The organism is Micromonospora musae (assembly GCF_003626545.1).
Classification (GTDB): domain Bacteria; phylum Actinomycetota; class Actinomycetes; order Mycobacteriales; family Micromonosporaceae; genus Micromonospora; species Micromonospora musae.
On the sequence record NZ_RAZS01000004.1, the window covers coordinates 236,172 to 255,618 of the forward strand.

The 19,447-nt window shown below is 73.9% G+C and carries 18 protein-coding genes; 8 read left to right on the forward strand and 10 right to left on the reverse strand.

From position 1 onward, the window contains the following. Positions 1-65: 65 nt before the first annotated feature. The 5 genes from D7147_RS12890 to rimP all read right to left on the reverse strand — a co-directional run bounded on the left by D7147_RS12890 (position 66) and on the right by rimP (position 5,620). Entirely contained in the window at positions 66-359 is a 294-nt protein-coding gene (locus D7147_RS12890) for a DUF503 domain-containing protein (RefSeq protein WP_120677154.1), read from the reverse strand. Between the two features lie 90 nt (positions 360-449). Continuing rightward, the gene (infB, locus tag D7147_RS12895) at positions 450-3,467 is read right to left on the reverse strand and encodes a translation initiation factor IF-2 (RefSeq protein ID WP_120677156.1); all 3,018 of its coding nucleotides are present in this window, start codon (positions 3,465-3,467) and stop codon (positions 450-452) included. A gap of 93 nt (positions 3,468-3,560) precedes the next feature. Beyond that, positions 3,561-3,893, reverse strand: a complete 333-nt coding sequence (locus tag D7147_RS12900; protein WP_120677158.1) for a YlxR family protein — start codon at positions 3,891-3,893, stop codon at positions 3,561-3,563. Positions 3,894-3,908: 15 nt separating this feature from the next. After that, positions 3,909-4,952 carry a transcription termination factor NusA gene (gene nusA, locus D7147_RS12905; RefSeq protein ID WP_120677160.1) on the reverse strand — a complete coding sequence of 348 codons (1,044 nt, stop codon included), beginning with the start codon at positions 4,950-4,952 and terminating at the stop codon, positions 3,909-3,911. Continuing rightward, complete coding sequence (rimP, locus tag D7147_RS12910; RefSeq protein ID WP_120677162.1) at positions 4,949-5,620, reverse strand: ribosome maturation factor RimP; 672 nt, start codon at positions 5,618-5,620, stop codon at positions 4,949-4,951. Before rimP ends, nusA begins: the two co-directional genes overlap by 4 nt. 173 nt (positions 5,621-5,793) lie before the next feature. Here rimP and D7147_RS12915 point away from each other — a divergent pair, with 173 nt between their 5' ends. From D7147_RS12915 to D7147_RS12945, 7 genes are all read left to right on the forward strand, one after another. Further along, positions 5,794-6,297, forward strand: coding sequence for a hypothetical protein (locus D7147_RS12915; protein ID WP_233563115.1), 504 nt, complete (start codon positions 5,794-5,796; stop codon positions 6,295-6,297). Beyond that, positions 6,294-6,743, forward strand: a complete 450-nt coding sequence (locus tag D7147_RS12920; protein ID WP_120677164.1) for a ferritin-like domain-containing protein — start codon at positions 6,294-6,296, stop codon at positions 6,741-6,743. Before D7147_RS12915 ends, D7147_RS12920 begins: the two co-directional genes overlap by 4 nt. Before the next feature lie 66 nt (positions 6,744-6,809). Further along, on the forward strand, positions 6,810-7,409 hold the full coding sequence (locus D7147_RS12925; protein WP_120677166.1) for a PadR family transcriptional regulator: 600 nt from the start codon (positions 6,810-6,812) through the stop codon (positions 7,407-7,409). Further along, the gene (locus D7147_RS12930; protein ID WP_120677167.1) at positions 7,406-8,140 is read left to right on the forward strand and encodes an ABC transporter ATP-binding protein; all 735 of its coding nucleotides are present in this window, start codon (positions 7,406-7,408) and stop codon (positions 8,138-8,140) included. The genes D7147_RS12925 and D7147_RS12930 overlap by 4 nt, the downstream gene beginning before the upstream one ends. Further along, positions 8,137-10,944, forward strand: a complete 2,808-nt coding sequence (locus D7147_RS12935; protein WP_233563116.1) for an ABC transporter permease — start codon at positions 8,137-8,139, stop codon at positions 10,942-10,944. The genes D7147_RS12930 and D7147_RS12935 overlap by 4 nt, the downstream gene beginning before the upstream one ends. Positions 10,945-11,030: 86 nt before the next feature. Continuing rightward, a complete protein-coding gene (locus D7147_RS12940) occupies positions 11,031-11,525 on the forward strand; it encodes a nitroreductase family deazaflavin-dependent oxidoreductase (protein WP_120677169.1) in 495 nt (164 codons plus the stop codon). 211 nt (positions 11,526-11,736) lie between these two features. Beyond that, positions 11,737-12,474, forward strand: a complete 738-nt coding sequence (locus tag D7147_RS12945) for a nucleotidyltransferase domain-containing protein (RefSeq protein ID WP_233563117.1) — start codon at positions 11,737-11,739, stop codon at positions 12,472-12,474. Between the two features lie 19 nt (positions 12,475-12,493). Here the strand turns inward: D7147_RS12945 and D7147_RS12950 are convergent, their stop codons facing one another. Beyond that, a complete protein-coding gene (locus D7147_RS12950; protein ID WP_120677171.1) occupies positions 12,494-13,210 on the reverse strand; it encodes a VIT1/CCC1 transporter family protein in 717 nt (238 codons plus the stop codon). Further along, on the reverse strand, positions 13,207-14,064 hold the full coding sequence (gene map / locus D7147_RS12955) for a type I methionyl aminopeptidase (RefSeq protein WP_120677173.1): 858 nt from the start codon (positions 14,062-14,064) through the stop codon (positions 13,207-13,209). The genes D7147_RS12950 and map overlap by 4 nt, the downstream gene beginning before the upstream one ends. Before the next feature lie 93 nt (positions 14,065-14,157). Here map and D7147_RS12960 point away from each other — a divergent pair, with 93 nt between their 5' ends. Next, positions 14,158-14,472, forward strand: coding sequence for an STAS domain-containing protein (locus D7147_RS12960; protein WP_199716758.1), 315 nt, complete (start codon positions 14,158-14,160; stop codon positions 14,470-14,472). 85 nt (positions 14,473-14,557) lie between these two features. Here the strand turns inward: D7147_RS12960 and D7147_RS12965 are convergent, their stop codons facing one another. The 3 genes from D7147_RS12965 to D7147_RS12975 all read right to left on the reverse strand — a co-directional run bounded on the left by D7147_RS12965 (position 14,558) and on the right by D7147_RS12975 (position 19,298). Then, complete coding sequence (locus D7147_RS12965; RefSeq protein WP_120677827.1) at positions 14,558-16,957, reverse strand: ATP-binding SpoIIE family protein phosphatase; 2,400 nt, start codon at positions 16,955-16,957, stop codon at positions 14,558-14,560. A gap of 212 nt (positions 16,958-17,169) precedes the next feature. Then, complete coding sequence (locus D7147_RS12970) at positions 17,170-17,937, reverse strand: 3-oxoacyl-ACP reductase (RefSeq protein ID WP_120677175.1); 768 nt, start codon at positions 17,935-17,937, stop codon at positions 17,170-17,172. A 5-nt stretch (positions 17,938-17,942) separates the two neighbouring features. After that, positions 17,943-19,298: an aldehyde dehydrogenase family protein gene (locus tag D7147_RS12975; protein WP_120677829.1), complete on the reverse strand. Its 1,356-nt coding sequence runs from the start codon at positions 19,296-19,298 to the stop codon at positions 17,943-17,945. Positions 19,299-19,447 lie beyond the last annotated feature (149 nt).

Here is a 19,447-nt window from a genome sequence, read left to right on the forward strand (position 1 = left end):
CGCGGTGTGACCCGGCGCGCGGAGCCGGCGGCGGCCCCACCGCGGGGCGACGCCGTTCACAGCCGTCAGTCGTCCTCGCCGTAGAGCCGACGACGGACCGAGAGCAGCTCGGTCTCGGGACGGTTGGCGACCAGACGCTCGCAGGAGTCGAGCACCTCGTGGACGTGTGCCGCCTCGGCGGCCACCACGGCCACCGCCAGTTGGGCTCGACCGTGCAGGTCGAGCGCCCCCACCTCGGCGGCGGAGACCTCGAAGCGACGCAGCGCCGCGACGATGGGTCGTACGTACGATCTCTTCGCCTTCAGCGACCGGGAGTCGCCGGGCAGCAGCAGGTCGAAGACCACGGTTCCGGTGAACATCGCCCCGGACGATACCCGCAGCCCACCCCACATGATCAAGGGGTTTACGCCGGACGGCGTAAACCCCTTGATCAGCGTGTCAACACGGGATCAGGCGCGCGGCTTCTCCCGCATCTCGAAGGTCTCGATGATGTCGCCGACCTGGAGGTTGTTGAACCCACCCAGAGTCAGACCACACTCGAAGCCCTCCCGGACCTCCGTGGCGTCGTCCTTGAACCGCTTCAGCGAGTTGATCGTGAGGTTCTCCGCCACGACCGCCCCGTCCCGCAGCAGACGCGCCTTCGCGTTGCGGCGGATGAGTCCGGAGCGGACGATACAACCGGCGATGTTGCCGATCTTGGACGAGCGGAAGACGTCGCGGATCTCCGCGGTGCCGAGCTCGACCTCCTCGTACTCCGGCTTGAGCAGCCCCTTGAGCGCCGCGTCGATCTCCTCGATGGCCTGGTAGATGACGGTGTAGTACCGGATCTCCACGCCCTCGCGGTCGGCGATCTCCCGGACCTTGTTGGCGGCCCGGACGTTGAAGCCGATGATCGTGACCGCCTCAGTCGAGGCGCTCGCGAGCATGACGTCGCTCTCGGTGATCGCACCGACGCCCCGGTGGATGATCCTGAGCTGGACCTCCTCGGGGATGTCGAGGTTGAACAGCGCGTCCTCGAGGGCCTCCACGGAACCGGAGACGTCGCCCTTGAGCACCAGGTTGAGCGAGGTCTTCTCGCCCTCCTTGAGCTGCTCCATGAGCGTCTCGAGGGTGGCCCGGCCGCGCGAGTTGGCGAAGGACGCCGCCCGCCGCCGTGCCTGCCGCTGCTCGGCGATCTGCCGCACCGTGCGGTCGTCCTCGGCCGCCAGGAACGTGTCGCCCGCGCCCGGCACCGCGGTCAGACCGAGCACCAGCACCGGACGGGCCGGTCCCGCCTCGGCCACCGCGTTGCCGTTCTCGTCGAGCATCGCGCGGACCCGGCCGTGCGCCCCACCGGCGACGATCGAGTCGCCCGCCCGCAGGGTGCCCTTCTGCACCAGCACCGTCGCCACCGCACCGCGGCCCTTGTCCAGGTGCGCCTCGATGGCCACACCCTGCGCCGGCCCGTCGATCGGAGCGGTCAGCTCCAGCGACGCGTCGGCGGTCAGCAGGACGGCCTCGAGCAGGTCGTCGATGCCGATACCGGGCTTGGCTGCCACGTTGACGAACATGGTGTCGCCGCCGTACTCCTCGGCGACCAGGCCGTACTCGGTCAGCTGCTGGCGGACCTTGTCCGGGTTCGCCTCCGGCTTGTCGACCTTGTTGACCGCCACCACGATCGGCACGTCGGCCGCCTTGGCGTGGTTGAGCGCCTCGATCGTCTGCGGCATCACGCCGTCGTCGGCCGCCACCACCAGCACCACGATGTCGGTGACCTGGGCACCACGGGCACGCATGGCGGTGAACGCCTCGTGACCCGGGGTGTCGATGAAGGTCACCGCCCGGTCCTCGCCCTCGTGTGGGACGTGGACCTGGTAGGCGCCGATGTGCTGGGTGATGCCACCCGCCTCGCCGGCCACCACGTTCGCCTTGCGGATCGCGTCGAGCAGCTTGGTCTTACCGTGGTCGACGTGACCCATGACGGTCACCACCGGCGCACGGCTGACCAGGCGGTCCTCCGCAACCTCGGCGTCGAGGTCGATGTTGAACTGCGCGAGCAGCTCGCGGTCCTCGTCCTCCGGGCTGACGATCTGCACGTTGAAGCCGAGGTGCTCACCCAGCAGCAGCAGGGTGTCGTCAGAGCAGGACTGGGTCGCGGTGACCATCTCGCCCAGGTTGAACATCTCCTGGACCAGCGAACCCGGGTTGGCGTTGATCCTGTCGGCGAAGTCCGAGAGCGAGGCGCCACGGGAGAGCCGGACGACCTGACCCTGACCCCGGGGGGCACCCGAGCTCATGGTCGGGGCCGACAGGTTGTCGAACTCCTGTCTGCGCTGCTTCTTGGACTTGCGGCCACGGGTCGGCCGACCACCGGGACGCCCGAAGGCACCCGCGGCGCCACCGCCACGGCCACGACCGCCGCCACCGGGACGACCGCCGCCACCGGCCGGGGCACCCGGACGGAAACCGCCGCCGGGAGCACCGCCGCCGCCACCACCGGGACCGCCGCGGTAGCCACCGCCACCGCCGCCGCCACCGGGGCCACCGCGGTAGCCACCGCCACCGCCGCCGCCACCACCGGGACCGCCACGGAAGCCGCCACCGCCGCCGGGACGGCCAGCGCCGCCGCCGGGGCCGCCACGACCGCCACCGGGACCACCGGGGCGACCCGTGGTGGGGCGCTGGCTCGGCATGGAAGCCGGGCTGGGCCGCGGCGGCATGGAGGCCGGGCTGGGCCGCGGCGGCATGCCGGCCGGGCTCGGCCGGGGACCGCCGGCACCGGCGGCCGGCGGCCGCTGCTGCTGACCGCCCTGGATACCGAACGGGTTGTTACCGGCGCCGCGCGCCGGCGGACGACCGCCCGGCCGGGGACCGGGGCCCGGGGTCGGGCCACCGGGACGACCGGCGGCCGGGGCGCCCGTACGCGGCGGCGCCGCGTTCGGACCCGGACGCGGACCCGGACGGGGACCGCCCTCGGCCGGGGGCTCCCGGCGGACGTTCTCCCGCTGCTGCTGGCGGGCGGCCTGCGCGGCCTTGACCGCGGCCTCCTGCTCAGCCTTGAGGGCGGCGGCGCGCGCCTCGGCGGCCGCCACCTCGATGTCGTGCGCGCTCGCCGGCTTGGCGACCGGAGCCGCCGGCTGCGGCGGGCCGGGGACCGGGCCCTTGGGCTTCGGTCCCGGGGTCGCCGCGGCCGGACGCCGGGGCGGCATGGGCCGGGCCGAGACCCGAGGGGCACCCGGGGTCGGCGTCGGCGAGGGTGTCGGGGTCGGAGTCGGCGCCGGGCTCGGGGCCGCCGCCGGAGCGGACGGCGCCGACGAACCGCCGGCGGACGCGACGAATGCGCCCCGCAGCCGTCGGGCGACAGGCGCCTCGACGGTGCTGGACGCTGACTTCACGAACTCGCCCATCTCCTTGAGCTTGGCGAGAACGGTCTTGCTTTCGACCCCGAGCTCTTTCGCAAGCTCGTGTACGCGGGCCTTACCTGCCACTGCACTCCTCACTCCGAGGTCGTGCGGGCAGCACCCGCAGCGACCTCACTCGTGCACTTGAAGCCTGGTCATTTCTGCGACTTCATCGTGTGCTCATGTCGGTCGTCCTACCCTGCTAGCGACCCGCGCCCGGTCGGGTTGACCGGACGTCGTGGTTGGCGCATCGATGTGCTCCGCAAGCTCACCGTCGTCAAGGACCCCGGTGACGCGCAGCGCCCGCCCGAAGGCGCGTCGCCGCACTGCCAGCGCGAAGCAGGCCGGATCCGGGTGCATGTTCGCTCCCCGACCCGGCATTCTGCGGTTCGGATCGGGCCGGAGGCTGTGACCAGCCCCGTCGCCGACCGCTATCACCCGCAGTAGATCACCGGCCGGCGCTCGCCGCCGGCAACCCACACAGGTGCGCTCCGGCTGCGCGCGTCGTGCCACTGAGAAAGTCTACCCCTAGCTGCCGGAGATCGCGCTGCCCGGCTCCCGCACGTGATCAGCTCCGCTCCGGCCGGCCGGCGCGGCCTGCTCCGCATCTGAACGGATGTCGATGCGCCAACCGGTCAGTCGGGCCGCCAACCGGGCGTTCTGCCCTTCCCGGCCGATCGCGAGGGAGAGCTGAAAGTCCGGCACGGTCACCCGGGCGGTCCGGGTGGCCAGGTCGACCACCTCGACCCGCAGCGCCTTGGCCGGCGACAACGCGTTACCGACGAAGGTGGCCGGGTCGTCCGACCAGTCGATGATGTCGATCTTTTCGCCGTGCAGTTCGCTCATCACGGCCCGGACCCGCTGACCCATCGGGCCGATGCAGGCGCCCTTGGCGTTGACGCCCGGGGCGGTAGAGCGTACGGCGATCTTCGTACGGTGACCTGCCTCACGCGCGATGGCGCCGATCTCCACGGTGCCGTCGGCGATCTCCGGCACCTCCAGCGCGAAGAGCTTCTTCACCAGCGCCGGGTGCGAACGGGACAGGGTGATCTGCGGTCCGCGGACGCCCTTGGCGACGTGCACCACGACGCAGCGAAGGCGCTCACCGTGCACGTAACGCTCGCCGGGCACCTGCTCGGACTGCGGCAGCACGCCCTCCAGCTTGCCCAGGTCGACGCTGACGATGCCCTTCTCGGCCCGCGCCTCGTGCGCCTGCACCACGCCGGTGACCAGGTCGCCGTCGCGGCCCACGTACTCACCGAAGTGAGCCTCGTCGGTGGCCTCCCGCAGCCGCTGGAGGATCACCTGCTTGGCGGTCATGGCGGCGATGCGGCCGAAGTCGTGCGGAGTGTCGTCCCACTCCCGCACCACCGCGCCCTCGTCGTCCAACTCCTGCGCGTACACCGAGGCCGCGCCGGACTTGCGGTCGATCTCCACTCGTGCGTGCGTTTCGGCGCCTTCGGTGTGCCGGTACGCGGTCAGCAGCGCGGTCTCAATCGCCGCGAGGATCGTGTCGAACGGGATCTCCCGCTCGCGCTCGAGTGCGCGCAGCGCCGCGAGGTCGATGTTCACCTCTCCTCGTCCTCCACATCTTCGTCGTCGATCTCGTCTGAATCACCGGCATCGCCGGCCTCACCGAACTCCGCCTCGTCGATCTCGTCGAGACGGTTGAACTCGACCTGCACCCGCCCCGGGCCGAGCTGGGCGTAGGCCCACTCGGCGCGGCCGGTGTCGGTCTCCAGCGCCACGCGCTCGTCGTCGGCCGAGACGATCCGGCCGGTGACCTGCCGGTCACCGGCGGGCTGCTCAGCGCGCTGCTCCGGCAGGGCCGCAGCGGCCCGGGTGGTCACCTTGACCAGCCGGCCGACGTTGCGCCGCCAGTGCCGGGGCAGCGTGAGCGGCCGGTCCACGCCCGGCGAGCTGACCTCGAGCTGGTACTCGCCGGCGACGATGTCGCCACCGGTCTCCTCCGCGGCGTCGAGCGCCGCGGAGACCGCCCGGGAGACGTCCGCGACGCCGTCCAGGTTGATCCCACCGTCGGCGTCCACGATCACCCGGACCACGTGCCGCCGGCCGGCCCGCGAGACGGAGAGGTCCTCGAGGTCGTAGCCCGCGTCGACGACCACCGGCTCGATCACAGCCCGCAACCGGTCACGCCGGGCGGCGAGGTCGCCACCGCGGGGGCGCTCCGCGCCGCGGGGCCGCCCAGTCGGCCTGGTCGCACGGCCACGCTGCGTCATCTCGCACTCTCTCCCACTCGACGGCGACCCTTGTCCCGCCCCATGCCGGCACGCCACCGGGGCGATCGCGCCCGGTGGCTGCGCAGAGCGTAACGCGCCGGGCCACCCCCCGGCCGAGCGGCGCACCGACGGCGATGACCCACGCACCGCGACGGATGGTGTTGACTTGTGCGGTGGCCAGAGGCACGACAGCACAGCGTATCGACGCAACCCGGCATTCCCGGCGCCATCTACTGCGCGTCGGAGGGCTGCTGGCCCTCGGTGCGGCGGCGGGACCGCTGACCGCCTGCGACCCGTTCGGTCGCGACGAGACGCCGCCGCCCCCCGATCCGCTGCGACCGCTGCTGGACGAGTCGCTGGCGCTCGCCACCGCGTACCGCGACGCCGCCGCGGCGCACGTCGACCTGGCCGCGCGGCTCACCCCGATCGCCGACGCGCACCAGGCGCACGCCACCGAGCTGGCCCGGCTGCTCGATGTCGACCTCCCGTCGACCGGGCCGACGCCGGGCGGCGCCGCCCTCCCCGACCCGGACGCCGCCCTCACCGACCTGCGCCAGCGGGAACGCGTCGGGCGGGACGCCGCCGTCACCGCCTGCGCCTCGGCGCCCGCGGCGCGGGCCGCGCTCGTCGGATCGATCGCCGCCGCCCGCGCCACCCACCTGGAGGCACTGAAGTGAACGAGCGCGCGGCACCGCCGACCTCCGCCGAGGCACTCGCCGCGGCGCTCACCGCCGAGTACGCGGCGATCTACGCGTACGGGCCGATCGGCGTGCGGCTCTCCGGCAGCGCGCGTACGGCCGCCCGGCAGGCCGAGGCCGCGCACCGGCGTCGCCGGGACGCGCTGGTCGTGCAGCTCACCACGGCGGGCGCCAGCGTCCCGCCGGGCCAGGCCGGGTACGCGCTGCCGTTCCCGATCACCGACCGGGCGAGCGCGCTGCGGCTCGCCGTCGAGGTGGAGGAGCGCACGGCGGCGCACTGGCGGGCGGCGCTCGCCGCCACCACCGGCGCTGACCGGGACCAGGCGCTGGACGCCCTGATCGACTACTCCGTACGGGCCACCCGCTGGCGACGAACGGCGAAGATCAGCCCGCTGACCGTGCCGTTTCCCGGTCGCCCCACCTGAACCGGCCGGCGCGGCGCAGATCACCTTCGGTTGCGAGTCGCATACCAGGTATGCATACTCCGGGCCATGTCCATCCGTCACGGGCTGCTCGCCCTGCTCGAACGCGGCCAGATGTACGGCTACCAGCTGCGCGCCGCGTTCGAGGAGTCGACCGGCTCGACCTGGCCGCTGAACATCGGGCAGGTGTACACCACGCTCGCCCGTCTGGAGCGGGACGGACTGGTGCGTTCCCTGCCGGAGAGCGAGGCGGGGCAGCGCCCGTACGAGATCACCGACGCCGGCCGGGCCGACCTCACGCTCTGGTTCGCCACCCCGGTGAGCCGCACCGACCGGCCCCGTGACGAGCTCTCCATCAAGCTGGCCCTGGCGCTCACCACCCCCGGGGTCGACGTCCGGTCGGTGGTGCAGACCCAGCGCGCCGCGACCATGCGGACGCTGCAGGAGTTGACCCGGTTGAAGTACGCCAGCGACCAGCCGGAGGAGCTGCCCTGGCGGCTGGTGCTGGACGCGATGGTCTTCCAGGCCGAGGCCGAGGTGCGCTGGCTCGACCACTGCGAGACCAGCCTCGTGCGGTACCGGCCCACCGTTCCCGGGCGGCGACCACCGGTCGCCGCGGACGGCTCCGCCGAGGCGGTGGTACCGGCCGACGAGGAGGCGCGGCGGTGAGCGGAGCGGACGGCACGATCCTCGACGTACGTGACGTCCACCGCACCCACGGCGCCGGACCCGCGGCCGTGCACGCCCTGCGCGGGGTGAGTCTGGCCGTCCGGCCCGGCGAGCTGGTCGCCGTGATGGGCCCGTCCGGCTCGGGCAAGTCGACCCTGCTGGCGCTCGCCGGCGGTCTGGACAGCCCCACCGCCGGTGAGGTGCGCGTCGATGGGCAGCCGCTGGCCGCGCTCGACCGGCGGGGGCTGGCCCGGCTGCGCCGCCGACGGGTCGGCTACATCTTCCAGGACCTGAACCTGCTGGGCAGCCTGACCGCGGTGGAGAACGTGGCACTCCCCCTCGAACTCGACGGCACCGGCGTACGGCGTGCCCGCGCGCTGGCCCTCGCCGCGCTCGCCGAGGTGAACCTCGCCGAGCTGGGCGACCGTTTCCCGGACCAGCTCTCCGGGGGCCAGCAGCAGCGGGTGGCGATCGCCCGGGCGCTGGTCGGCGAACGGCGGCTGGTGCTCGCCGACGAGCCCACCGGCGCGTTGGACTCGCAGACCGGCGAGGCGGTGCTGCACCTGCTGCGCCGCCGTGTGGACGCCGGAGCGGGCGGGCTGCTCGTCACCCACGAGGCGCGGCACGCCGGCTGGGCGGACCGGGTGGTCTTTCTCCGTGACGGGGTGCTGGTCGACTCGACGGCGCCGCTGGGCAGCGTCGAGCAGCTGTTGAGTGGCAGCGGCCGGTGACGCTCCGACCCGCCGGCCGCCTCCGGGCCGGCTCGCGTCCGGCGCGCACGCCCGAACCACCGCCGCCCGCTCTCGGCCGGCGGCGGCACGCGGCCGAGCTGATCGCCTCGTGGCGGGCGGCGCTGCGGATCGCCCGCCGGGAGGCCCGCCGGGCCCGCGGGCGTACCGCCCTGGTGCTGGCAATGATCACGCTGCCGGTACTGGTGTTGACGTTCCTCGCGGTCAGCTACGACATGTCGGAGCTGACCCACGCCGAACGTGTCGACCGCCTGCTCGGGGCCGCCGACGCGAAGCTGACCTGGGTCGGCGACTTACCGGTCACCCAGGACGAGCGAGGCGAGAACTGGTCGCCCCGGGACCACGGGCCCGTGGGCGAGGGCCCACCGCCCACCACCGGTCAGATCACCCAGCTGCTCGGGCCGGGGAGCCGGGCCACGGAGACCCGCGGCTGGGTGCCGCTCGCCCTGCGGGTGGCCGGCCACCGCAAGGCCGCCAGCTTCAACGGCCGGGTACTCGACCTCACCGATCCGCTCACCCACGGCACGTTCCGGCTGCGGCAGGGCCGGGCCCCGGTCGCCGCCGGCGAGCTGGCGGCGAGCCCGGTCGCGCTGCGCGAGCTGGGTGCCCGACTGGGCGACACGGCCACCGCCACCGACGGCAAGAACACGTACCGGATCGTCGGGGTGGTCGAGTTCCCGGACGACCTGGGTCCACTCGTCGCCCTGCACCCGGCCGCGGACCCGCGCGCCGAGCGCGCGACGGCGGAGACGAGCTGGCTGGTCGACCTGCCGGCGACGATGGACGCCGACCTGGTCCGCCGGCTCAACGAGCACGGCGTGGTGGTGATCAGACGCACCGCGGCCCAGGAGCACACGGCCCTGCGGGGGTGGCCCGACGCCGGCGCCACCAACCTGGACGAGCTGGGCAGCGGCGTACTGGTCAGCGGGCTCGGTCTGCTGGAGGTGGTGCTGCTCGTCGGGCCCGCCTTCGCGGTCGGGGTACGTCGGCGGCGGCGCGACCTCGCCCTGGTCGCGGTGGCCGGCGGGGACGCCGCGCAGCTGCGCAGGGTGGTATTGGCCGACGGGGTGGTGCTGGGTCTCCTCGGCGCCGCGGCCGGCCTGCTGCTCGGCGTCGTCACGGCGTTCGCCGCCCGCCCCCTCGTCGAGGAGTACGTCTTCTCCGCCCGCTTCGGCGGATACCGCTGCTGGCCGGCGGCGCTGGTGGCGATCGGCGGGGTCGCGGTGCTGGCCGGGGTGCTCGCCGCGCTGGCGCCCGCCTGGACGGCCGCCCGGCAGGACGTGGTGGCCGGGTTGGCCGGCCGGCGCACCCCGCCCCGCAACCGCGGCCGGTGGTTGGCGCTCGGCCTGGCCCTGACGGCCGGCGGCGCGCTGATCGCCGCGTTCGGCGCCGCCCGCAGCGTCCCGTCGCTGATCCTCGTCGGTCTGATCCTCGGCGAGCTCGGCCTGGTCTTCTGCACCCCCACCCTGATCGGGCTGCTGGCCCGGCTCGGTCGGCTGCTGCCGTTGGCGCCGCGGATCGCCCTGCGCGACGCGAGCCGCAACCGGGCGTCCGCGGCGCCCGCCATCTCCGCCGTGATGGCCGCCGTCGCCGCGAGCGTCGCGCTCGGCACCTACCTGACCAGTGACTCGGTCCGCAACGTCCACAACAGTCGGCCCACGCTGCCGGCCGGAACCGCGCAGCTCTACTCGACCGAGCAGCACGCCGAACCAATACCGCTGGCCGCGGTCGTCTCGGCGGCCGGCACCCACCTCCGCGCGGGCGCCGTCGCGCCGCTGAGCTTCGCCGAGTGCGATCCGGGGCGCGAGCCCGCTGGCGCCTGCTCCGTCGACGCGGTTCTCCCGCCGGAACAGGTCTGCCCGTGGCGGCCGAACGACCGGATGACCGTGGAGCAACGCCGTCTCGCCCGCGCCGACCCCCGCTGTCAATTTCCGTCCCCCGACTTCTACAGCCCCTACCTTCAGATCCTGGTGGACGACGGCACCGGGCTACCCGTCCTCACCGGCGCGTCGCCCGCACAGACGGCGGCGGCCACCGCCGTACTACGGGCCGGTGGCGCGGTGGTGACCGATCCGCGCTATCTGCACGAGGGCTCGGTGGCGGTCGCGGTGGACCGGAGCGCCGAGAGAGCGGGCGCCGAGACCACGGACCGCACCGTGAGCGTGCTGACCGGGTACGCGCTGCCCGACGCGGTCGGCTCCCCCCGGCTGCTGCTCTCCCCCACGGCGGCCACCCGGCTCGGGCTGACCTCGTTCACCCAGTCCTGGGCGATCACGGTGCCCGCCGCACCGGACGAGGAGCAGCAGCAGCGGCTCGCCGACGCGCTACGACCGTACGGCGAGTTCGTGCTGGATCTGGACCAGGGCCGGACCCCCTCGAACGACGCGCGGCTGCTGCTCCTGCTCGCCGCGGCGGCCGGGGTGATCACCGTGGGCGCGGCCGGGATCGCCACCGGGCTCGCCGCCGCGGAGGGCCGCGGTGACCTCTCCACCCTCGCCGCGGTCGGGGCCAGTCCACGGGTACGTCGGCTGCTCGCGCTCTGCCAGGCCGGGGTCATCGCCGGTCTCGGTTCGGTGCTCGGCATCGGGGCCGGCCTCGGCACCGCCGTCATCATCCTGACCTCCATCAACCGGCAGTACGCGGAGAGCTGGCCGGTCATGAATCCGTACCCCCTCGTCGTGCCCTGGGCGACGCTCGGCGTGCTGGTGGTGGTGCCAGTGGTGGCGATGCTCGGCGCGGGGCTGCTCACCCGGTCGCGACTGCCGATCGAGCGGCGTCTCGACTGAACCCGCGCGCCGCCGCGCGCCGGGCCTCGCGAGCCCCGGCGCGCAGAGGGGTGTCGCCGTGACGTGACAGGCGGCAGACTGTGCGCGTGTCCGTGCTCGGAACCATCACCCGCCGCGTCGGCCACCAACGCTGGTTCGGCGCGGTCGCGCGTCTCCTGGTCCCCGCCGACCGGGCCGTCGGTCGACTCACCCGGGGTCGGGTGGTGGCGCTCGGCCTCGTTCCGTCGCTGATCCTGACCACCACCGGCCGACGCTCCGGCAAGCCCCGCAGCAATCCCCTGCTCTACGTGCCGGACGACGACGCGTACGTGGTGATCGGCTCGAACTGGGGCCAGACGCACCAGCCCGGCTGGTCGATGAACCTGCTCGCCGATCCGGCGGCGGAGGTGGCCGTGAAGGGCCGCCGGATCCTTGTGCGTGCCGAACCGGCCGAGGGCGCCGAACGCGACCGTCTCTGGCGGCTGCTGGTCACCGAGTGGCCCGCGTACCGGACGTACGAGCGGCGGGCCAGCGGCCGGGAGATCCGCGTCTTCCGGCTGGTTCCGGTCGGGCGGGACGCGTCGCTCGGCGGCCGCGGCTAGCGCGGTGCGCGGTGACGTCGGCGGCGACGCGGCGACGTCCGGGCGGCGCGGCCCGCCGAACATCGCCGGAGACCGCACTACTGTGATGCGCAGCGGGGCGGACGGGTGTGGCCGGCCGGCGGCACCCGAGGTCGGGGCGAGCGGCGCGGGCCGCGCATCGACGTCCTGACCGGCAGCGGACGCGGCGCGCGCGTCCACGATCGTCGCGGGAGTGGCGGGCTTGAATGCCAACAGCGAGGCCGATTCGCACCTGACCGATCCCCGGTGGACGGTCGCCGAGCGGGTGGCGCAGGCCGCGCTCCGCCGGTTCCCCGCCGACGTGCTCGCCGTCGCGGTACACGGCCCGCTGGCCCACGGTGACGACGACGGCGGCGGGGACGGCGAGGTCGGGATGCTGGTGGTGACCTACCGCCCGGGTGCCGGACCGGCCCCCTGCACCCGTCGAGTCGACGGGGTGCTCGTCGACCTGACGGTGGCGGGCGCCGAGGACTACCTCGGTCAGGCCCGCGTGATCAACTCACTGTGGCCGCTGACCGCCGACCGGTACGTCACCACCCGGCCGCTGCACGACCCGACCGGCTGGCTGCGCACGCTGCGCGACGAGCACCTCGGTCGGTTGGCCCGGGCCCGGCCCGCCGAGTTCAGCGCCGCCGCCCGACAGGCCTGGTACCGGGGCTACGCGGCGCACGCCCGGGCCGCCAAGCTCGCCGAGTGGTACGAGACGGACCAGGCGCTGCTCATGCTCGGCGAGGCCCGGCTGGCGGCGGCCACGGTCAACGGCCTGCTGGCCCGCACGTACTTCCGTGACCCGGGCGACGCGGTCCGGCGTACCGGCCTGGCCGGTGCGGACATGACCGAGGTGGGCACGGTGCTGGCCCGGCACTCCGAGGAGCTGGCCGCCCGCGGTCAACCCGTCGACGGCACCGTCGAGGATCTCCTCACCCCGTGAGGGGGCCGGGCGGACGGGGTCAGCCGATGCCGCCCTGGACGCCGATCAGGGTGCCGATCGCGTACGTGGCGGCGGCGGCCAGGGCGCCCAGCAGCAGCTGACGCAGCCCACCGGACCACCAGGGTCGGCTGGTGAACCGGGCCACCACCGCGCCGGCGAGGAAGAGGCCGAGCCCGCCGACGCCCAGTGCGAGCCAGAGGCTCGTGAAGCCGAGCAGGTAGGTCAGCAGCGGCACGAACGCCCCGACGGAGAAGAAGAAGAACGAGGAGACGGCCGCCGCCCACGGGCTGGGCTGGTCGTCCGGGTCCACGCCCAACTCCTCCCGGACGTGCACCCGCAGCGCCTCCTCCGGGTTGCGCCGTACCGCCTCGGCGACCTGCTGGGCGAGGTCCCGGGGGAGCCCTCGGGCCACCCACGCGTCGGCCAGTTCCCGGGCCTCCGCCTCGGGGTGCCGCTCCAGCTCCCGCCGCTCCTTCGCCACCTCGGCGGCGACCTGCTCGTTGGCCGACCGGACGCTGGTGTACTCGCCGAGCCCCATCGAGATCGCGCCGGCCACCAGCCCGGCCGCGCCGGTGAGCACGATGCTGCGCGGCGACACCCCGCCGCCGCCGACCCCGGCGATCAGGGCGATGTTGGTGACCAGCCCGTCCATGGCGCCGAAGACGGCCGGCCGGAGCCAGCCACCGGAGACGTCGGCGTGGTGCGCCTCGCGCAGCGCGGCGGGAGCGTCGGTCACGGCAGGGTCAGGATCTCGTGGCCGTCCTCGGTCACCAGGATGGTGTGCTCGAACTGGGCCGTCCACCTACGGTCCTTGGTGACCACGGTCCAGCCGTCGTCCCACATGTCGTACTGGTAGGTGCCGAGCGTGATCATCGGCTCGATGGTGAACGTCATGCCCGGCTCGATGACCTCGGTCGGCCGCGGGCTGTCGTAGTGCGGCACGTAGAGCCCGCTGTGGAAGGCCTCGCCGATGCCGTGGCCGGTGAAGTCGCGCACCACGCCGTAACCGAACCGCTTCGCGTACGACTCGATGACCCGGCCGATCACGTTGATCTGCCGGCCCGGGGCGACCGACCGGATGCCCCGCATCATCGCCTCGTGGGTGCGCTCGACCAGCTGCCCGGCCTCCTCGCTCACCTCGCCGACGCAGAAGGTGGCGTTCGTGTCGCCGTGCACCCCGTTGAGGTACGCGGTGACGTCGACGTTGACGATGTCGCCGTCCTGCAGCGCCGTCGAGTCCGGGATGCCGTGGCAGATGACCTCGTTGAGGCTGGTGCAGCAGGACTTCGGGAAGCCCTTGTAGCCGAGCGTCGACGGGTACGCGCCGTGGTCGCAGAGGAACTCGTGCACCACCCGGTCGATCTCGTCGGTGGTCACGCCCGGCTTGCAGTGCTCCCCGGCGAGCTGGGTCGCCTGCGCGGCCAGCCGGCTGGCGACCCGCATCTTCTCGATCGTCTCCGGGGTCTGCACGTGCGACCCGCGCCACTGCTTGGGCGCCTTCTTGCCCACGTACTCCGGGCGGGTGATGCGGGCCGGAACCGCTCGCATCGGGGAGAGCGTGCCTGGGGTCAGCGGCGCACGGACGGTCATGGTCCAAGCCTATCGCCGCGACCCGGCGCGGTCCCTCGCGGTGGACGTCCGACGGTGGTTGCCCTGTCTGCCCCGGTGTGCCATGGTTGCGGGGTGGATCTAGGGGCCCCGCCGCCCGTCTTCTCGGCCACCGTCGAGAGCACCGGCGACCACGTCCGGGTGACGGTGACCGGCGAGGTCGACATGGCCACCGCGGACACGATGTTCCAGACGGCGCTGCGCGAGCCCGCCGGCCGGGTCACCCTCGACCTGCGTGCGGTCACCTTCTTCGACTCCGCCGCGATCCACGCGCTGGTCCGACTCGCCCGGCAGCTCCCGAACGCGCTCACCGTGCTGCCGTCCCGGCAGGTCCGGCGGGTCCTCGACATCTCCGGCCTCGGCGAACAGGCCTGGCTACGCCCGGAGTGACCCCCGCCCGCCCGGCCCGCCGCCGTGCCGTCGGGGACCTCGGCCGCCGATAGGGCCGCCGCTGCGAGCCTTCGTCGGCGGCCGCTCACTCCTGCAACCGCCGGCGCAGCGTCACCTCCGTCCCCGTCGGGGTGCGCCCGACGGAAAGCTCCCCCAGCGCCCGGATCAGCGCCAGCCCCCGGCCCCGGAAGCCGGTACCTGTCGACTCCCGCCACCGTCCGCTGTCGCGGACGGTGGCGACCACCGTGCGGTCCTCGATCGCCACCTCGACGCCGATGGTGGGCTCCGCCGGGTCGACCGGGTGCTCGATCGCGTTGGCGGCGGCCTCGGAGATCGCCACGGTCAGGTCGAACAGATCCGTCTCGCCGACGTCGTGGGCCACCAGGAAGTCCTCCAACCGCTTGCGCAGCAGGCTGAGCCGGGTCGGGTCGGCCGGCAGACGCAGGCTGAACCGGTGCGGCTCGGCCGCCTCCAGCGCGAGCACCGCCACGTCGTCGCGCCGCGGCCGTCCCTCCACCCGCCCCAGCACGGTGTCGATCAGGTCGGCCACGTGCTCGCTCGGGCCGGCCGCGTCGGCGCGGAGCTGTGCCAGCGCCTCGTCGAGGTCGAGTTGCCGCTCCTCGATCAGGCCGTCGGTGTAGAACAGGATCCGGCCGCCGACCGGCAACTCCCCCTCGATGCTCCGGTACGCGGCGTCCGCCACCGCGCCGACCGGCGGGCCCAGCGCCCGGTCGTAGAGGAGGGTCACCTCCTCCCCGCCGATCAGCAACGGGGACGGGTGGCCGGCGCTCGCGTACCGCACCCGTCCGGTGTCCGGGTGGAACAGCAGGCAGACCACGGTGGCGAAGGAGTTGTGCCCGGTCGACCCGACCAGGCGGTTCAACCGGGTCAACGACTCACCCGGGCCGTAGCCCTCGAGCAGGTAGGCGCGCAGCGCGTTGCGCAGTTGACCCATCGCGGCCGCCGCCTGCACGCCCTTGCCGACCACGTCCCCGATGACGAGCACCAATTCCCGCTCGTCCAGGACCATCACGTCGTACCAGTCACCGCCGACCTCGACATCGGTGGTGCCCGGCAGGTACCGGCTGGCCACCAGGGCGCCGGCCAGCTGCGGCAGCGACCGGGGCAGCAGGCTGTGCTGCAACGTCGTGGCGACCCGGTGCTCGGCCTCGAAGAGCTGGGCGTTCTCCAGCCGCACCCCGACCAGGCGCGCCAGCTGGGTGAGCGCCGCGTCGTCGGTCCTCGCGCCGTCGGTGGGCGGACGCCATACCCGCAGCTCTCCGAGCGGCGCGTCGCCGGTGTCGGCGAGCGCCAGCACCAGCGAGGGGTCTGCCGCGGCGTCGCCCCCGGCGTCCGCCTCGACGCGGTGCTCACCCGCGGTGATCAGCACCCGGACGGCGTCGACGAGGTCGAGGGCGTGCCGGGCGGCGACGCGGAGCACGTCCGCGGTCGAGCGGGCGGTGTTGACCGCCACCGCCGCGTCGGCGAGCAAGCGGAGGCGGCGGACGACCTGGCCGCGCTCCACCGCGCGGGAGATCTGGACCGCCACCAGGTCGAGGAAGTCGTGGTAGCCCTCGGTCGACGGGAGCCGGTCGGACACCCCGACGACCAGCGCACCCACGGTCTGGTTCGTCGCGGTGATCGGCAGCAGGAGCGCCCGGTCGCCGGCTTCGGCCGGCGGCGTGTCGAGCAGGTCACTCACGGGGGCGCTGCGGCGGGAGTCGCCCAGCGCCCGGTCGAGCACCGCCTCCGCCGTGACCGGTGGCACCCCGCCGCTGCCACCGGCGAGGGTGAGCCGCTTCGCGTCGTCACGCAGCCAGATCTGGGCGAAGGGCACGTCCGCCCGGTACCGGTCGAGCACCGTGGCGGCGGCCCCGCCGAGCGCGGCAGCGGTACCGACATCGGCCAGTTCGGTGCCGAGTTCGGCCAGCAGGCGCAGCCGTCGCTCGCCCAGCACCCGGCCGGTGGTCTCGTTGACGATGCAGAAGACGCCGCCCACCGAGCCGTCGGCCACCCGGATCGGGTCGTACGAGACGGTGAAGTACGTCTGCTCCAGGAACCCGTGTCGGTCGATCAGGAACGGGTGGTCCTCGGCGTGGTAGGAGCGTCCCGTGCGGCGTACCCCCTCCAGCAGCGGAGCGAGCACGTCCCAGGTCTCGGCCCAGTGCGTCCGGGCGGGCCGGCAGAGCACGTCCGGGTGCTTGCCGCCGATGGTGGGCCGGTAGGCGTCGTTGTAGAAGGCGAGCTGCTCATCACCCCAGAACATGACGATCTGCGCGCTGGAGGCGAGCATCATGCCCACCGCACCCACGAGAGCAGCCGGCCAGTCCCGGGGGTGTCCCAGTGGCGTACCCGACCAGTCGAAGGTCGCGAGACGGCGACCCATCTCACCGCCATCGGCGAACATCGCAGCCAACGGTGGGGGCAGTTCGCCGTCGGCGGCGCGTAGTCGCCCCGCGCCCGCGCCCCCCAGCGCCGAACTCATGCAGCCTCCCGGTCCGGCCTCCACGCGGATGATCTTCACTCCCCTGTGCATCGCCTTGTACCCCCGCGGGAACACGACGTAACACATTCGCCGCGCGGCGCGCTGCTATCGGTCTCCGCCCGGCCCGCGCCGCTGACCGTGAACTCCGCCCGCCGGGCGGGGCGGCCGTCACCCGCGGCCTCGCCGAGAGGCGCCCGGGGGTGACGAGGATCTCAGAGCGGGGTGACGTACGCGCCCGTGATGCCACCGTCCACCACGAACTGCGCGGCGGTCATGAAGGACGCGTCGTCGCTGGCCAGGAACGCCACCGCCGCGGCGATCTCGTCCGGGCTGCCGAACCGGCCCATCGGCACGTGCACCAGCCGGCGGGCGGCTCGTTCCGGGTCGGCCGCGAAGAGTTCGAGCAGCAGCGGAGTCGCGACCGGGCCGGGACAGAGCGCATTCACCCGGATCCCCTCCCGGGCGAACTGCACCCCCAGCTCCCGGGTCATCGCCAGCACCCCACCCTTGCTCGCGGTGTACGCGATCTGCGAGGTGGCCGCTCCCATCAGCGCCACGAACGAGGCGGTGTTGATGATCGAGCCCTTGCCCTGCCGGCGCATGTGCGGAATGACGTACTTGCAGCACAGGTAGACGCTCGTGGTGTTGACCCGCAGCACCCGCTCCCAGGCGTCGAGCCCGGTCTCCAGGATCGAGTCGTCCTCCGGCGGGGAGATGCCGGCGTTGTTGAACGCCACATCCACCCGGCCGTGCCGCGCCACCACCCCGTCGAAGAGGTCCCGCACGGCGTCCTCGTCCGCCACGTCGGCCACCACGGCCTCGCCGTGCGCCTCGGCAGCGGCCCGCTCGCCCGCCTCCGCGTCGATGTCCACGCAGACCACCAGGGCACCCTCGGCGGCGAACCGCCGCACCGTGGCCAGCCCGATCCCGCTGCCCGCGCCGGTGACGACGGCCACCCGGTCCCGCAACCGATCACGCACTTCGCTCACTCCTCCGCCGCGATGAAGACGTTCTTGACATCGGTGAACGCGTGCAGCGCGTCGGGGCCCAACTCCCGGCCGAGGCCGGAGTGCTTCATGCCGCCGAACGGGGTCCAGTAGCGCACCGAGGAGTGCGAGTTGACGCTGAGGTTCCCGGACTCGACGGCCCGGGTCACCCGGATCGCCCGGCCCACGTCGCGGGTCCAGATCGAGCCGGAGAGGCCGTGGTCGCCGTCGTTGGCGAGCCGGATCGCCTCCGACTCGTCGTCGAACGGCAGCACCGACACGACCGGGCCGAAGATCTCGTCGCGCCAGTGCCGGTCCGCCGTCGTGTCGGTCAGCAGCACGGTCGGGGCGTACCAGAAGCCGGGGCCGGCCGGCCGGGATCCGGTGAAGGCGACCCGGGCGCCCTCGACGTAGCCGGCGACCCGGTCCCGGTGGGCCGCCGAGATCAGCGGACCCATCTCGGCCGTCTCCCGGGCCGGGTCCTCCACCCGGAACGCGCGCACCGCCGGTTCGAGCAGCTCCAGGAACCGGTCGTACGCCGAGCGCTGCACGAGGATCCGGGAACGGGCGCAACAGTCCTGGCCGGCGTTGTCGAAGACGGCGTACGGGGCGGTGGCCGCCGCGCGTGCCAGGTCGGCGTCGGCGAAGACCACGTTGGCGGACTTCCCGCCCAGCTCCAGCGTCAGCCGCTTCACCTGCGCCGCGCAGCCGGCCATGATCCGGGTGCCGACGGCGGTGGAGCCGGTGAAGCAGATCTTGCGGACCGCCGGGTGGGTGACGAGCCGCTCGCCCACCACCGCGCCCTCGCCGGGAAGGACTGTGAACACGTCGTCGGGCAGGCCTGCCGCACGGCCCAACTCGGCCAGGCGCAGCGCGGTGAGCGGGGTCAGCTCGGCCGGTTTCAGCACGACGGTGTTGCCGGCGGCGAGGGCCGGAGCCAGCGCCCACGCGGCGATCGGCATCGGGAAGTTCCACGGCACGATCACCCCGACGACGCCGAGCGGCTCGTGGAAGGTGACGTCGAGCCCGCCGGGCACCGGGATCTGCCGGCCGGTGAGCCGCTCGGGCGCGCCGGCGTAGTAGTCGAGCACGTCCCGGACGTTGCCGGCCTCCCAGCGGGCGTTGCCGATCGTGTGCCCGCTGTTACGGACCTCCAGCTGCGCCAACTCCTCCCGGTGCGCGTCGACGACGGCCGCGAACCGGCGCAGCAGCCGCGCCCGCTCCCCCGGCGCCGTCCACCGCCACCGCTCGTACGCCGCCGCGGCCCGGGCGACGGCGACGTCGACCTCCTCGGCCGAGGTGGCCGGCACCTCCCCGATCTCCGTCCCGGTGGCCGGGTCGACAAGCGTCGTCACGCCCACCGCCCCGGCCCGTCGATCCGGCGCTTCAGGCCAGCCCCGCCCGGACCTCCGCGACCGCCGGGCCGGGTGGGCCGGGTTGGCCGGTCAGCGGCGTTCGAAGCCACGGAAGAGCTCCCGGTCGGTGACCGCGGGGTCGAAGGCGG